Source organism: Pyrinomonas methylaliphatogenes, assembly GCF_000820845.2.
Taxonomy (GTDB): domain Bacteria; phylum Acidobacteriota; class Blastocatellia; order Pyrinomonadales; family Pyrinomonadaceae; genus Pyrinomonas; species Pyrinomonas methylaliphatogenes.
This window is the reverse complement of the sequence record NZ_CBXV010000004.1, coordinates 170,279-185,263: the sequence shown is the minus strand read 5'-3', so window position 1 is coordinate 185,263 and position 14,985 is coordinate 170,279. Positions and strand designations below refer to the sequence as shown.

Below are 14,985 nucleotides of genomic sequence, written 5' to 3'. Positions count from 1 at the left end.
TTCCGATATAAGGATTTGGCCGAGCGAATCGGGTGTGAGAAGTGGCGTAAGTGCAAAATTTTATGCCTCCAAGACTCGACGGTAAAGATCCATGAGTCGCTGGACCATGGCTTTAACACTCAACTCCTGCTCTACACGCTGCAAGCCCTGTTGTTTGAGATGCTCGCGCACTCCTCGGTCAAAGATTGCTGTATGCAAAGCTTTGGCCAATGCAGAAACATCACCTTCCGAAACAATCAATCCAGCTGAATCTATCACTTCAGGGATAGCACCTGAATCAGAGCCAACTACCGGCACCCCACAGGCCATCGCCTCACCAGTCACACGTCCATACTGCTCTTTCCAGTGCGAGACGGTTAGAGAGGGAATAGCGAGCACGTCCATGCAGTTTATATACTCCACAAGTCTCTCCGGTGGCATCACGTCGAACAAGTGAATCCTCCCTTTTAAGTCGGGCAAACCTGACCATAGCTCTAATTCCGTTCGCATAGGACCAGTACCAATAATCAGACAATGGACAGTAGTCGGAAGACGGCGCATTGCCGCCAGCAAAACCCTTAAACCTTTCTCTGGTACGAGGCGACCGACAAATCCCACGATATGTTCACAATCGAGGTTTAGATCGTTCTTAAGAGTAAGCTTATTCAGCGGTCTGAATACGTCTGTGGAAATGCCCCAGAAGATACGTTTCAATAGGCGGTTTCGGGGAAATCCAGCCCGCTTCAAGTTTTCCAAAGCCTCACTGTTGGCAGCAGCTCCCCCTGCTATCTGAGCCCACGTGAACTTCCATTTAAGGCGGGAGCGCCTCCCCAGCCGAATAGGCAAATTTTCAAAGCCATAGAAAAGCACTTTGGAACGCGGCGGCACTGCGAGCCGTTGCCAAACGACTTGAAAGAGACAGCCTGATGTAGGTTCATCCAGCACATGAATGATGTCAGGTCGCACCTCTTTGATGAGGCGACGCAAAGGTTCACTTTCAAAGCCTTGCCAATAATTGTATGGATTTCGTAAAGGCACGGGGATCAGCCGATACCCAGCGCGGTTCTCCTCATGCTCAACACACAGCCAGCCGCTGGGTTCGTAAACCCTTTCTACCTTAAATCTTGTCGGTACTATCACCGTCAATTCTACGTCACTGGCTTGTGCCAGCGCTCGGTAGATATGACGTGGGTTTTCCATGGCACCGGCATGGTAAACAATCAGAACCTTCATAATTGATTCCTCACTCAGCGTGGCTTAACACCATACGCCAGTGTGCTGCAATACCCAACGTCCTGCACAGGTGGTGCTTGATATGTTCATGCCAGGCTTTCAAAGGACCTAGCCAGGTTTCCACTACATCATGCACTGCTTCGAAACCACTTCACACCAGAAAGGAAACGAATTCGTATCTCAACTTTCACTGTTCAAAAAGCCATTTATGAGGGACTAACACCCCTTTGCCGCGCCACCCTTCTGGGTATAATTTGCCCGTGCCAAAGAAGTCGCCGTCAACCACGTTTAAGATCATTGCTCCCTCAATCCAATCCTCAATTTCCCGGTTCACCTCGAGAAACGGGGAAATTAGATATTGACTCTGGCTGAGTGGTAATCGGGGAATTACACAACGAATCCTAGCTTTCGGTGGCAAGGTTATCACCTCATTATTTGTCAGTTCACTTGAACAGTTAAACAGGACTTGGCCTAGGCTGTCATAGACGGCAACCGATACCCTGCAGTTATACAATGGCCGGTTATCCACAGATTGATACTCGAGCACTATTACAAGTGGCTGACCAGATACTCCTTGCTCTATGGGGTTACCTTCTTTGTCCTCAAAATATACGCTGGTAAAACGAACTCGACCTCGTCCGCGACGATCTCTGCGCGAGGCGAGATCTGAAGATAGGCTACTGCTCCGTATTCTCTCCAAATAACGGGAGATTATCTGTTCAGTCGGACCTTCAGCAATGATCTTTCCCTTATCCAATAAAATCGCTCTTCCACAGAGATTTGAAACCGCTGCCATATTATGACCTACAAACAACACCGTCCGCCCTTCTTTTGCTACATCTCCCATCTTTCCCAGGCACTTCTTCTGGAAGGCCGCATCGCCCACCGCCAACACCTCGTCCACCAGCAGGATCTCCGGCTCAAGGTGGGCGGCCACGGCGAAGGCCAGGCGCATGTACATGCCGCTGGAGTAGTGCTTCACCGGCGTATCGATGAACTTCTCCACCTCGGCGAAGGCCACGATCTCGTCGAACTTGCGGTCGATCTCCTTCTTGGTCATCCCCAGGATGGCGCCGTTCAGGTAGATGTTCTCCCGGCCGGTCAGTTCCGGGTGGAAGCCGGTGCCCACCTCCAGCAGGCTACCCACCCGGCCATGGATCTCGGCGTAGCCCTCCGTGGGCTCGGTGATGCGGGAGAGGATCTTGAGCAGGGTGCTCTTCCCCGCTCCGTTGCGCCCGATGATGCCGACCACCTCTCCCGGATAGACCTCGAAGCTCACGTCCTTGAGCGCCCAGATCGTCTCAGAATTGGAGTGCCCGTTGCGGCGCAAACGCTCCAACGGCGCACGCGCAAAACCGGTTAGCGCATCGCGCAGAGTCCTGTAAGCTGGGCCACGCGTGCCGATGCGGTACTGCTTGCTCAGATTCTCCACTCTGATGATGGGACGCATGCTCTTTCGCCTTCAACGCAGCTACGCGATCACGAAGCCGTAAAAATCCGGCTTTTCGATGCCTCGGCGATCCCTTCAGACCACATCGGCGAACTCCTTCTCCATCCGCCTAAACGCATAGGCCGAATAGATCAGCATCGCAAAAGTCACCGCCGTCGAGATCGCGAGCGCGCGCCAGTTGAACGGCATGTTGAACAAAGCGGCGCGAAAATTCTCGATCAGCCCGACCAACGGATTCAAGTCGTAAACTACCCTCCACGCCGGTGGCACCAGACTGGCCGGATAGAGCACCGGCGAGACGAACATCCAGAGCTGAATCAGAACCGGCAGGGCGATGCCCACGTCGCGGTATTTGACGTTGAGCGCCGAAATCCACATCCCTGTGCCGAGCGCAAACAGCGTCAGGAGCAGCAACAGTGGGATCAGCATCAATGAGCTTGCCGTCCAAGAGACGCCGTAGAAGAACATCATGCCAACGAGAATGGTGAAAGAAATGGCGAAATCGACGATGCGCCCGGCGACCGCCGCCGCCGGGATGATGACGCGCGGGAAATAGACTTTGGTGATCAGATGCGCGTTGCCGACGATGCTGTTGCCGCTGCTGTTAAGGGAACTCGAGTAGAAAGTCCACGGCAGAAGACCGGCATAGGCGAAAAGCGCGTAGGGAATGCCGTTTGAAGGCACGCGCGCGAGCTTCCCTAAGAAGATCGTGAAGATGAGCGTCGAAAGCAGAGGCTGCATGATGACCCATGCAACCCCGATCACCGTCTGCTTGTAGCGCACCTTGAGGTCGCGCCACGTCAGAAAGTAGAGCAGTTCGCGGTAGGCCCACAGGTCGCGCAGATCTACGGGAGCCCAACCGCGACTCGGCTCAATGACGATAAGCGGCTTATTTGGCAACGCGTACGCTTCCTCTGACTTCGGCTTTACCTGCTCGTCCGAAGTTGTTGGCGCAGCTTGCTCCAGTAAGCCGGTCTGTTCCCCGATGCCTGAATCCATCAACTATCGCCAAAACGAGCGAGTCGGGACTTCGCGCCGCTTCGCTCGCCAATCTGAACCACCCGAATTCGGCTCGCCCTCAACGCGCGAGAGTGCAAAAGTTTATCGGGCCGCTCCATGCTCGTCAAGCGCCTGAAAAACATCCGAAGCGGCGTGCCGTCCCTATAGCTCGCCTTATCCGAATCAAGCGCCGTATCCGCTCGCTATCAGGTGCCATCCCCCTATCGCTTCGCCCCAAGTCCGCAGAAGCGGGCGAGTCCAGTTAAGCGGCCCCGACGGTTACCGCGCCGATGGCCAAGCGTTTTCGGGCGCTTGAAACCGATCTCTTCGCCACGCAGCGGCAACCTACTTCGGTCCCGATCCGGCAACCGCTACTTCTTGCCGCGAAATGAGAACCGCTAGGCCTACCCCGACGAGACGATCGATCAATTCATCGGCTTAGAGCTTCAATCGAGGCCAAAGATACAACCCCACAATAAAGGCCTTGACAGCCTGCGATAATATCTTGTACATTCTGTCCGTTATATTGACGATCGCTTATGGCGGCTGTCTATTCTGAGCTTCCGAGGGCTAGACGAGATGTCGTTCGATGAAAAGTTCGCAGCGCGACCCGGTGTCGTTTATCTAGTCGGCGCTGGTCCAGGCGATCCGGGGCTTTTGACCCTAAAAGCGCGCGGTCTGCTTGCTTCGTGCGATGTGGTCATCTACGACAATCTCGTCAACCCGGAGATTCTGCGCTTCGCGCAAAGGGACGTCGAACGCATAGATGTGGGCAAAATCGGTGGCGGGCGTCACACTCCGCAAGAGGAGATCAACATGCTGCTCATCGAACGGGCGCGGCGAGGTGAGCGCGTTGTGCGTTTGAAGGGCGGCGATCCGTTCCTTTTTGGGCGTGGCGGCGAAGAGGCCGAAGCGCTTCGTCGGGCGAGCATCCCTTTTGAAGTCGTGCCCGGTGTAAGCTCGGCGCTAGCCGTTCCAGCCTATGCCGGGATTCCGCTTACGCACCGCGAGCTGGCGTCTTCGGTCGTCGTCATTACGGGCGCGAAGGCGCGAAGCGGCGAAGTTCCCGGACCGATCTTCCGCTCGCTCGCCCAAGCCGACACGCTCGTCGTTTTGATGGGCACGGCTCATTTGCGCGCGATCGCCGATGAATTGATCGCCGCTGGGCGCTCACCCGACACGCCCGTTGCGGTCATACGTTGGGGAACATATCGCGGCCAGCGGACCATCACGGGCACTTTACGGACGATCGCGGATGAGTGCGAACGCGCAGGGGTGCGCGCGCCGACGGTGATCGTAATCGGCGAAGTCGTCGCGTTGCGCGAAAAGCTCCAGTGGTTCGAAAAGCAATCCGCTCATCAAGCGGCGCGAGAGGAGTTCGCGTTCGTCGCGGAGTGATAAAGATTTGAAGATTGATCACGTAAGGCTTCATCTCAGAGGATAAGGACGAAGATGAGACTTATCAGCCCTCATGGTGGAACTTTAGTTAATCGTCAAGTGACTGGCCCAGAGCGCGAGAAGCTCATCGAAGCTTCCGCGCGCATGCCTTCGCTCAAGCTCAACGCGCGCGCCATCTCGGATCTCGAGTTGATCGCCAACGGCGCCTATTCTCCGCTCGAAGGCTTCATGTGTCAGGCGGATTATCGCTCGGTCGTCGAGACGATGCGTCTCGCCAACGGCTTGGTCTGGTCCATCCCGGTCACCCTCGCAGTGACGGAAGAAGAGGCACGCGCTTTACGCGAAGGCGATGATGTCGCCCTCTATCAAGGCGACCATCTCCTTGGCGTGCTCCATCTAGCCGAGAAGTACACATACGACAAAGAGCGCGAAGCGGCCCTCGTCTATCGCACGACCGAAGACGCGCATCCCGGAGTTCGCGCCCTTCGCGCCCAAGGCGATTGGCTGCTCGGCGGGCGCATCAGTTTGCTCAACCATCCGCGCGATCTTCCCTTTAAGGAATATCGTAAAAGCCCCGCTGAAACGCGCGCGCTCTTTCGCGAGCGCGGCTGGCGGCGCATCGTCGCCTTTCAAACGCGCAACCCTATCCATCGCGCGCACGAGTACATTCAAAAGTGCGCGCTGGAGATCGCCGACGCCCTCCTTCTGCACCCGCTCGTCGGCGAGACCAAAGCCGATGACATCCCGGCGGAAGTGCGCATGCGTTGTTACGAAACGCTCCTTTCGCTCTACTATCCGGCGGCGCGCACGGTGCTGGCCGTGCTGCCAGCAGCCATGCGCTATGCCGGTCCGCGCGAGGCCATCTTCCACGCGCTCATCAGAAAGAATTACGGCTGCACGCACTTCATCGTCGGACGCGATCACGCGGGTGTCGGAAATTATTACGGACCCTACGATGCTCATCATATCTTCGATGAGTTCGAACCCGGCGAGCTGGGAATCACACCGCTCTTCTTCGACAACGCCTTCTACTGCCGCTCGTGTGGCGCGATGGCCTCGAGCAAAACGTGCCCGCATGATGCGACCGAGCACGTGACGCTATCGGGCACCAAAGTGCGCGAGATGCTGCGCGCGGGCAAACTGCCGCCAGCGGAGTTCACGCGGCCCGAGGTCGCCCAAGTGCTCATCAGCGCGTTGCGCGAAGAGCCGAATCAATTGAGCACGCCGCGATGATGCTCCGCGGATCCCGCGCTCGAATCCTAACGTTCACGAATTCTGGCGGGCTTATCACCAAAAACTAGACGCGCACCGTTTCCGCATGTGGCGATGAGCCCGCCGCCAGAATCTTCGCAAACCTTTAAAGTCGATTGGAGTTTCGAAAAATGACGTTACATAGAGGTTTTACGCTCTGGTTCACTGGATTATCAGGCGCTGGAAAGACGACGCTCGCCTCAAGGGTCGCGACCGAACTACGCGCGCGCGGATTGCGCGTCGAGATCCTCGATGGCGACGAAGTGCGCACCAACCTGTCTAAGGGATTGGGATTTTCCAAAGAAGATCGCGATACGAACATCAGGCGCATAGGCTACGTTTGCCGTCTGCTGTCGCGAAATGGCGTGGTCGCCATCTCGGCGGCGATCTCACCGTACCGCGACGTGCGCCGCGAAGTGCGCGAAGCGATCGAACGGGACGGCGCCGATTTCATCGAAATTTACGTCAAGTGCCCGCTCGAAGTGCTGGCCCAACGCGACGTGAAGGGGCTCTACAAGAAAGCTTTGGCTGGCGAGATCCCCAATTTCACCGGCGTATCCGATCCCTATGAAGAACCGCTCGCGCCCGAGGTTCTGGTCGAGACCGATCGCGAATCGGTCGAAACGAGCGCCGCGCGGATCATCGCCGAGCTTGAACGGCGCGGTTTGGTGCCGACGGCGACCGCCGAACTCGAAAGCGAGCAGGAGGCCCTCGTCGATTGCTGAACATTCGCACCAACGCAGCTCGTCTTTCTCGAGAGAGATGAGCTGCGTTCTTCCTTCTCAATGGCTTTATCCAGCAAACCGCTCACTCCAAAGCTGCGCTCCAACCCGATGCTTGATCCGCATGCCGCTGATCCATCACGCACGTTCGAAACTGGAACCCATCTCTGACAGAGTTTGTCAAGGAGTGGTCTCATAAAGTCAACCGCGCGCGCTTGAAGTTGGAACTTATCTCTGAGCTTGACAGCTCCAGATACGACTTCAACTTTCGGCCTGACTCCGCTCAGCGACCGGGAAGGAACAGGCGATGCGGTTCAATAGATCATACTTTTCGCGATCTGTCGTAACGCGATCCAATGCCGGGTACAGGAACTCAGCTTCTCTTTTATCATGATGACCACACAAACGTTTGAAGAACGATTGGCCGTCTAAAAGCAGAATCACTTTCGCATCGGGATTTGGTTCGCTTGAAAGCGTTGAGATCTCTTCTTTGAAAAGTTTGACCAACTCTTTCATCTTGTAATGTTCGTTGAGAAATAGTTCTATCCTTCCACCCTTGATGACCTCGGCGCGTTCCGAATAGATCGGGAACAGTAACTCCTCTTCATCCCGAATGTGCCGCAGAAGAAGACTTTCATACCTTTCCAAAAGCTTCAAAGCTTTATCGAATTCGAAACGCAACAATGCTGATTGATGCGCAAAGAATAAGGCATCCAAATCTCTGTGTAAGTTCAACAGCTCGCTTAGGCTTTTCATGGCACACGCTCGTCGGGATTGAATTCGATCTGAGCGGGCTGCGACTCAACAGTTCGCTGAAAAATTTTCATGGCAAACCCATCGGCCAGCTTCGAGCGCCCCAGCGCGCCGCCTCTCCCGCCTCCTAGATCTGCAACGATTCTCCAAGCCGCAAGGAGAACAAGCAAAGCCTCTTGCCTCGTACAACGCCCGATTTTAGCAGCGATTTCATCCGAACGGCGCGTCGTGTATCCCTGACACCAGATCCGATCGTTCAGAGCCGTGCGAGTATCTATCGGCGCGCGCGCGCCGCACGAGCCAGAGCGCGCAAGTAAAGCCGACGCCGAATCCATCCCGGCTGGCGCACGTGCTCTTCGTGCAGCTTGTAGAGCCTTGCCTTTAAGACTTCCGCGCGTCCGATGTAGCCGGTCAGAATATCGGGCTGACTCCGGCTGACGACGGGCAAGCGACCGATGTTGTGGCGAAGCATCTTCGCCACCGCTTCGTGCACTGTTTCGTCTTCATAGGCGACGACGAGATCGGTGCTTCCCGCTTCGAGCACGGTGGTCTTTTCCGGATCGCGTTCGGAGACGGCGCGCAGGATGTCGCCGCGCGTGATGATGCCGAGCAAGCGGCGCTCTTCATCGACGATCGGCAACGCTTGATGTTTGCTCAAGGAAGCGTCGCCGCTGCCGATCATACGCGCCAGCTCGCTCAATCTCATCTGCGGCGGAACGGTCGGGGGCGTGCGATCCATAACTTCGGCGACCGTGACTTGTTGCAAGATGTCCGGCTCATACTCTTGATGAACGCGCAAGCCGCGCCGGGCCAGCTTTTCAGTCATGATCGAGTGTTTCATCAAAACGAGCGCTATCCCATCGGCGATGACGCTCGCTATCATGAGCGGCAACACGGAATCGTAGTCGCGCGTGATCTCGAAAGCGAAGATGATGAAGGTGAAAGTCGCGCGCGAAGCGGCGCCGAAAGTCGCCGCCATGCTCGCCAGCGCGAACGCCCCCGGAGATAGATGCGCCGCCGGAAAGATCAGGTTAATGATGGAAGCGAAACTGCCGCCGATCGCCGCGCCGATCAAGAACATCGGCGCGAGCAGACCGCCCGACGTTCCGGAACCCAAAGAGATAAGAAGCGCCAAGCTTTTGAAGACGATGATGAGGAGAAGCATCTCGAGAGCGAAACGCCCGCTCAGTATGTCCGAAATGGTCCCATAACCGACGCCAAGCGCGCGCGGAAAGACGAGGCCAATCAAGCCCAACCCCAAGCCTCCGATTGCGGGCCACCACATTTCATCTAGGGGAAGGCGTTCAAACTGATCTTCGATCCAGTAGAGCGCACGGCTCAACGCGACGGCGCTCAAGCCGGAGACCAGCCCGAGCAGCGCGTAGAAGGGGATGGCGTGCGGGATGCCGAAATCGATAGCGCCGATTTTGAAGAGCGGCCCGCGCCCCATCAGTTGAAAACGGACGGCGGTCGCGAGTGTCGTCGCGATCACGAGCGGAATGAAAGAACGCGACTTGAACTCGAAGAGTAGCAGTTCGATCGCCAGGATCACGGCGGCGATGGGACTGCTGAAGATGGCGGCCATGCCCGCTGCCGCCCCGCACGCGAGAAGCACTTTGCGTTCAGCAGCCGTCGTGTGAATGATCTGCCCGATCAGCGATCCGAACGCGCCGCCCGTTTGGATGATCGGCCCTTCTGCCCCAAATGGGCCACCGGTGCCGATCGAGATGGCGACCGAAATCGGTTTCAAAAGCGCGACGCGCGGCGGGATGCGACTGCGGTTGACGAGCACAGCCTCCATCGCCTCGGGTATCCCATGCCCGCGGATCTTCGGCGTGCCGTACTTGGCCATCAAACCGACGACGAGACCGCCCAAAGCCGGGACGATGACGAGCCACAGGCCCAGCGGATTGGACCGCAGATCAGGGATCTCTAACCCCCAACGATGGAAGAAGACCAGATTGCTGACGATGGCGATGAGCAGATAGAGCCCGTAGGCGATAAAACCGGCGCTGATGCCGATCAGCGCCGCCAGCGCCGAGATCGGCAGCAACCGAAAGGCGCTCAGTTGATCGAGATCGAGCGTTGAGAGACGATCGGATGCTCTTTGCGCTTGCGTTTCCAGTGACATACGGTGTTCAATTATATGTCGTAGTACGACGTAAATCAAAACGCGCCAATGGTAACATCTGTCGCGCGCCCTCGCTAACGGTTGAAGTGATGAGCAGACGGTCCTTGAAGAAAGAGGAGTACGAAGCGCTCGCCTCATTCCGCCATGCTTTGCGCCGCTTCCTCAAATTCAGCGAAGAGGCGGCGCGGACAGTCGGTCTGACTCCGCAGCAACATCAAGCGCTATTGGCGATCAGAGGGGCGGGAAGCGATTCGATCACCAACGGTGAGCTCGCCGAGCGTCTACAGATCAAACATCACAGCGCCGTCGGTCTAATCAACAGATTAGCGCGCATGGGATTGGTCAGGCGCGAGCGCGATCGCGAAGACCGAAGGAAGGTCCGCGTTAGGCTGACGCCGAAAGGCACGGCCATCTTGGAGCGCTTGACCGAAGCGCACAGGGATGAATTACGTTCGATCGCGCCCCATCTGCGCTCCATCCTCAAGAGAATAACGGACGGGTAAAAGCGAAGTCCTCGATCGGAGCGCGTTGCGCGCTTTCATCATCGCAGGCGAGTTCGACACCCTCTCCAACTCCAAGTTCCGGCGCCCCATTCTTGACGGATGAGGCTCGGCGAGGCTGATCTTCCGCAGCGCCGCCCATCGATCGCCCCTCTTTCAACACATCTCCCCAACGCCTCTTTACGTCGAGCACTCTATTTTGTTTCCGATCCTTCGACCAGCAGATCGATGAACTTTCTCGCCGCCGTACTCAGCGCGCGATCGCTACGGTAGATGACCCCGACCGAACGAGTCCACTCGGGCTCGGCCAAAGCGACGACAGCCAATTGCCCGCTCTTCTGTTCATCGAGCACGCTCGGACGCGGGACGATCGCCAGCCCCATGCCGACCTCGACGGCTCGCTTGATCGTTTCGATGTTGTCGAATTCGATCACGCGCCTTACCTTTACGCCATAAGAACGGAGGATACGATCGGTTGCCCGCCGTGTCGGGATGTCGCGCTCGAAGAGGATGAACCCTTCGCCATCGAGATCCTTCGCATTGACCATTCGCCGCTTGGATAGGGGATGTCCGGGCGGACAGATGAGCACGAGCCTATCTCCCGGCAACGGGACCACCTCGAGGCCGCGCCTCTTCTCCGGATAGGCGACGATGCCGAGATCGACGGCGCCGCTCAATACATCGCGCACAATGCGCGTCGTGCGGCTGTACTCGAGATCGATCTTGGCTTCGGGATAGAGCGTCATAAAGCGGCGCACCGCAGGCGGAAGCTCATGTAACCCGATGCTATAGACGGTCGCGACGCGCACCACGCCGCTGACCGTCTCGGTCAGCGAACGCATCCGTTCTTCCAGATTTTCGTAAGCGGCGAGCACCTTGCGACACTCTTCATAGAAGGCTTCACCCGCAGCGGTCAGGCGGATATCACGCCGCCCACGCACGCGCTCGAGAAGCCGGCGACGGAACCGTTCTTCGAGCGCGCGCACCTGTTGACTGACGGCCGATTGCGTGATGAGGTTGCGCTCCGCCGCCTGCGAGAAGCTGCGGGTTTCGACGAGATCGCAGAAGATTTTGAGCGTTTCGATCTGCACCCCGATTATAAGAATCGATTAGATTCTTCCTCAGCTTTTTTCATTTTACCTAATTAACCCTTATCGCTTAAACTTAGTTAAGGCAGGCGAAGCCGTATCTTGCCGAGCATCGCTTGTGATGGCGCAAAGAGCTGCGTATAATCCGCGGCGCTTGATTCAGAGGTTCATTCGACGGAGAAAGTAAGATGGCCATACATCCGAGTCGCACTTTCATCTTGCGCAAATTGCATCAACTCTCGGGCATCGTCCCGCTTGGCGTCTTTCTGCTCGAACATTTCTACACCAACTCCAAAGCGATGCTCGGGAGCGAAGCGTTCAATCAAGCGGTCACGGATATTCAGAACATCCCCTACATTTTGCTGATCGAGATCTTCGGCATCTTCATTCCGCTCATCTACCATGCCGTGTATGGCTTGGTGATCACTTGGGAGATGCGCCCGAACAACTTGCATTATCCTTATGCGCGTAACTGGTTCTACTTGATTCAACGCATTACGGGGATTATCCTTTTCTTCTTCATCACCTTTCACGTGCTCAACTTCAGGTTCGGGTTGATCCCCGGGCTGAACGATCTAGCGGTCGCGACACATCCCGATCAAGCTTTCTACATCGTATCGCGCGAATTTCAAATGCCTGTGATCTTTGTCATCTACATCATCGGGATCACGGCGACCGTCTGGCACTTGGCCAATGGCCTCTGGCTCTTTCTCGTCGATTGGGGGATCATCATCGGGCCGAGCGCGCAACGCGCCATCGGTTACGCCTGCTTAGCGGTCGGCGCTGTGCTCCTTTTCGTCGGCCTCAATGCAGCCGTAGCCTTCATCCGTCCGGGAGGACTTCTGGGAGGTATCATCTACTAGTATGGCGAAGAATGATATCAAGATCGCTGTCGTCGGTGGAGGTCTGGCCGGGCTGTCGGCGGCGATGAAGATCGCCGAGGCCGGCCACCATGTGGATCTGTTTTCGGTCGTCGCCGTGCGTCGCTCTCACTCGGTCTGCGCGCAAGGCGGCATCAACGCGGCGGTCAACACGAAGGGCGAAGGCGATTCGCCGTGGAAGCATTTTGACGACACAGTCTACGGCGGCGACTTTCTCGCCGATCAACCGCCGGTCAAAGCGATGTGCGAGATGGCCCCGTCGATCATCTACCTTTTCGACCGGATGGGCGTGCCGTTTTCGCGCACCAAAGAGGGGCTGCTCGATTTTCGTCGCTTCGGCGGCACCCTTCACCACCGCACGGCTTTCGCTGGCGCTTCCACTGGGCAACAGCTTCTTTACGCGCTCGATGAACAGGTGCGCCGATATGAAGCGCTGGGCCGTGTGACGAAGTATGAAGGGTGGGAGATGCTCTCGCTCGTGCTTGACAGCCACCAAGTCTGTCGCGGCATCGTCGCGATGAACCGACAGACGCTCGAAGTCAAAGCCTTCCCCGCCGATGCCGTGATCATGGCGACGGGCGGCCCCGGCTTGATCTTCGGCAAATCCACCAACTCGCAAGTCTGCACGGGCAGCGCCGTCAGCGCCTGCTACCAGCAGGGCGCGCGCTATGCCAACGGCGAATTCATACAGGTCCATCCGACGGCCATTCCGGGCGAGGATAAGCTCCGGTTGATGTCCGAATCGGCGCGCGGCGAGGGCGGGCGCATCTGGGTGCCGCGCAAGAAGGGCGACACGCGCCCGCCGCAGGAGATCCCGGAAAAGGAGCGCTGGTACTTCCTCGAAGAGAAGTATCCAGCCTATGGCAACCTCGTGCCGCGCGATATCGCGACGCGCGAGATCTTCATGGTCTGCTTGCAGGGCTATGGCGTCGGCGGCAAGAATCAAGTCTACCTCGACCTGACGCACATCCCAGAAGAGGTGCTCAACCGCAAGCTCGGCGCGATCCTCGAAATCTACGAGATGTTCGTCGGCGACGATCCGCGCCATGTCCCGATGCGCATCTTCCCCGCCGTTCACTACTCGATGGGCGGGCTGTGGGTCGACTACAACCAGCGGACCAACATTCCGGGTCTATTGGCCGCTGGCGAGTGCGACTTCTCGATTCACGGCGCGAATCGCTTGGGCGCTAACTCCTTGGTCTCTTGCGTCTACGGCGGCTTCGTCGCGGCTCCGGCGGCCATCGAGTACGCGAAAAGCATCGAACGCAATGGAGCCGAAGGGTCGAAGATCTACGAGGATGAAGTGAAACGCCAGCAGGAGATCAACGAACGGCTCATCCGTCAAACTGGCAAGGAGAATCAGTACGCCATCCACGAAGAGATGGGCCGGTGGATGACCGAAAACGTCACCGTCATCCGCTACAACGACAAACTCAAAGAGACGGACAACAAACTTCTCGAACTTCTCGACCGCTACAAGCGCATCTCGTTGAACGATTCGAACATGTGGGCGACGCACGCGCTGCCGCACGCGCGTCAACTCTACAACATGCTACAGCTTGCGCGCGTCATCACGCTCGGCGCGCTCAACCGCAACGAGTCTCGCGGCGCGCACTACAAGCCTGAATTCCCCGAGCGGGACGATGAAAACTGGTTGAAGACGACCATCGCCGAGTATTCGGATGAAGGGCCGGTCTTCTCCTACATCCCGGTCGATGTGAGCCTGATCAAACCGCGCAAGCGCGACTATAGCAAAGCGAAATGAAAAGCTAGGAGGCAGAAACGAGCGATTTATGGGCACAGAGAGGAAGTTCATCGAACTGCGGATCAGACGGCGGGCCAATCCTCATTCAGAACCATACTGGGAGGAGTTTGCCATCCCATATCGTCCGAACATGAACATCATCTCCTGTTTGATGGAGATCAGGAAGAACCCCGTCACCAAAGACGGGCGACCGACCACGCCCGTCGTCTGGGAGATGAACTGCTTAGAGCAAGTTTGCGGCATCTGCACGATGGTGATCAACGGGCGCGTGCGCCAATCATGTTCCGCTTTGGTGGACCAGTTAGAGCAACCGATCACGCTCGAACCGATGTCGAAATTCCCGAACGTCCGCGATCTCGTCGTCGATCGCTCCGAGATGTTCAATCATCTGAAGCGCATCAAAGCGTGGATCGAAATAGACGGGACCTACGACCTCGGTCCAGGGCCGCGCATGTCACAGGAAGAGGTCGAAGAGCGTTACGCCTACTCGCGGTGCATGACATGCGGTTGTTGTCTGGAAGCCTGCCCGCAATATGGCGATGGCAACTATATCGGGCCGCAAGCGATCGCGCAGGTCCGTCTGATGAACATGCATCCGACCGGCAGGATGACGCGCGATGATCGGTTACAGGTGCTGATGGAAGAGGACGGCATTCACAAGTGCGGCAATGCACAGAACTGTGTGCGCGTCTGTCCGATGAAACTCCCCTTGACCAAAGCGATCTACGAGGAGAATCGCGAAACGACTTGGTACGGCTTGTTCAGTCTCCTGCGTCGCTGAAAGGGGTATAGCTCCCTCGGAACGGAGCACGCATGCTTAATGGCGAAGGGTCGT

The 14,985-nt window shown here is 57.1% G+C and carries 13 protein-coding genes; 7 read left to right on the top strand and 6 right to left on the bottom strand.

The window, feature by feature from the left end:
• Positions 1 to 60 precede the first annotated feature (60 nt).
• From PYK22_RS16415 to PYK22_RS05380, 3 genes are all read right to left on the bottom strand, one after another.
• On the bottom strand, positions 61 to 1,212 hold the full coding sequence (locus tag PYK22_RS16415; RefSeq protein WP_060635360.1) for a glycosyltransferase: 1,152 nt from the start codon (positions 1,210 to 1,212) through the stop codon (positions 61 to 63).
• A gap of 187 nt (positions 1,213 to 1,399) precedes the next feature.
• Positions 1,400 to 2,662 carry an ABC transporter ATP-binding protein gene (locus PYK22_RS05385; RefSeq protein WP_041975134.1) on the bottom strand — a complete coding sequence of 421 codons (1,263 nt, stop codon included), beginning with the start codon at positions 2,660 to 2,662 and terminating at the stop codon, positions 1,400 to 1,402.
• 75 nt (positions 2,663 to 2,737) lie between these two features.
• Positions 2,738 to 3,661 carry an ABC transporter permease gene (locus PYK22_RS05380; protein ID WP_083437626.1) on the bottom strand — a complete coding sequence of 308 codons (924 nt, stop codon included), beginning with the start codon at positions 3,659 to 3,661 and terminating at the stop codon, positions 2,738 to 2,740.
• A 579-nt stretch (positions 3,662 to 4,240) separates the two neighbouring features.
• On the opposite strand from PYK22_RS05380, the gene cobA reads away from it, so the two are divergent.
• The 3 genes from cobA (at position 4,241) to cysC (ending at position 7,035) form a co-directional block, all read left to right on the top strand.
• On the top strand, positions 4,241 to 5,059 hold the full coding sequence (gene cobA, locus PYK22_RS05375; RefSeq protein ID WP_041975131.1) for a uroporphyrinogen-III C-methyltransferase: 819 nt from the start codon (positions 4,241 to 4,243) through the stop codon (positions 5,057 to 5,059).
• A gap of 54 nt (positions 5,060 to 5,113) precedes the next feature.
• Entirely contained in the window at positions 5,114 to 6,292 is a 1,179-nt protein-coding gene (sat, locus tag PYK22_RS05370) for a sulfate adenylyltransferase (protein WP_041975129.1), read from the top strand.
• Positions 6,293 to 6,441: 149 nt separating this feature from the next.
• Positions 6,442 to 7,035 (top strand): adenylyl-sulfate kinase, encoded by a 594-nt coding sequence (gene cysC / locus PYK22_RS05365; RefSeq protein WP_041975127.1) that lies wholly within the window; start codon positions 6,442 to 6,444, stop codon positions 7,033 to 7,035.
• A gap of 258 nt (positions 7,036 to 7,293) precedes the next feature.
• On the opposite strand, the gene PYK22_RS05360 is transcribed toward cysC, so the two are convergent.
• Positions 7,294 to 7,788, bottom strand: a complete 495-nt coding sequence (locus tag PYK22_RS05360) for a hemerythrin domain-containing protein (protein WP_041975125.1) — start codon at positions 7,786 to 7,788, stop codon at positions 7,294 to 7,296.
• Positions 7,789 to 8,059: 271 nt separating this feature from the next.
• Positions 8,060 to 9,916, bottom strand: coding sequence for a chloride channel protein (locus PYK22_RS05350; protein WP_041975120.1), 1,857 nt, complete (start codon positions 9,914 to 9,916; stop codon positions 8,060 to 8,062).
• A gap of 89 nt (positions 9,917 to 10,005) precedes the next feature.
• On the opposite strand from PYK22_RS05350, the gene PYK22_RS05345 reads away from it, so the two are divergent.
• Positions 10,006 to 10,419, top strand: a complete 414-nt coding sequence (locus PYK22_RS05345; RefSeq protein WP_041975119.1) for a MarR family winged helix-turn-helix transcriptional regulator — start codon at positions 10,006 to 10,008, stop codon at positions 10,417 to 10,419.
• Between the two features lie 191 nt (positions 10,420 to 10,610).
• Here PYK22_RS05345 and PYK22_RS05335 read toward each other — a convergent pair whose 3' ends face one another.
• Complete coding sequence (locus PYK22_RS05335) at positions 10,611 to 11,507, bottom strand: LysR family transcriptional regulator (RefSeq protein WP_041975117.1); 897 nt, start codon at positions 11,505 to 11,507, stop codon at positions 10,611 to 10,613.
• A 185-nt stretch (positions 11,508 to 11,692) separates the two neighbouring features.
• On the opposite strand from PYK22_RS05335, the gene PYK22_RS05330 reads away from it, so the two are divergent.
• The 3 genes from PYK22_RS05330 to sdhB are packed head-to-tail and all read left to right on the top strand — an operon-like array spanning position 11,693 to position 14,931.
• The gene (locus PYK22_RS05330; protein ID WP_041975116.1) at positions 11,693 to 12,367 is read left to right on the top strand and encodes a succinate dehydrogenase cytochrome b558 subunit; all 675 of its coding nucleotides are present in this window, start codon (positions 11,693 to 11,695) and stop codon (positions 12,365 to 12,367) included.
• Between the two features lies 1 nt (position 12,368).
• Positions 12,369 to 14,150: a succinate dehydrogenase flavoprotein subunit gene (sdhA, locus tag PYK22_RS05325; protein WP_041975115.1), complete on the top strand. Its 1,782-nt coding sequence runs from the start codon at positions 12,369 to 12,371 to the stop codon at positions 14,148 to 14,150.
• A 28-nt stretch (positions 14,151 to 14,178) separates the two neighbouring features.
• Complete coding sequence (sdhB, locus tag PYK22_RS05320; RefSeq protein ID WP_041975114.1) at positions 14,179 to 14,931, top strand: succinate dehydrogenase iron-sulfur subunit; 753 nt, start codon at positions 14,179 to 14,181, stop codon at positions 14,929 to 14,931.
• Positions 14,932 to 14,985 lie beyond the last annotated feature (54 nt).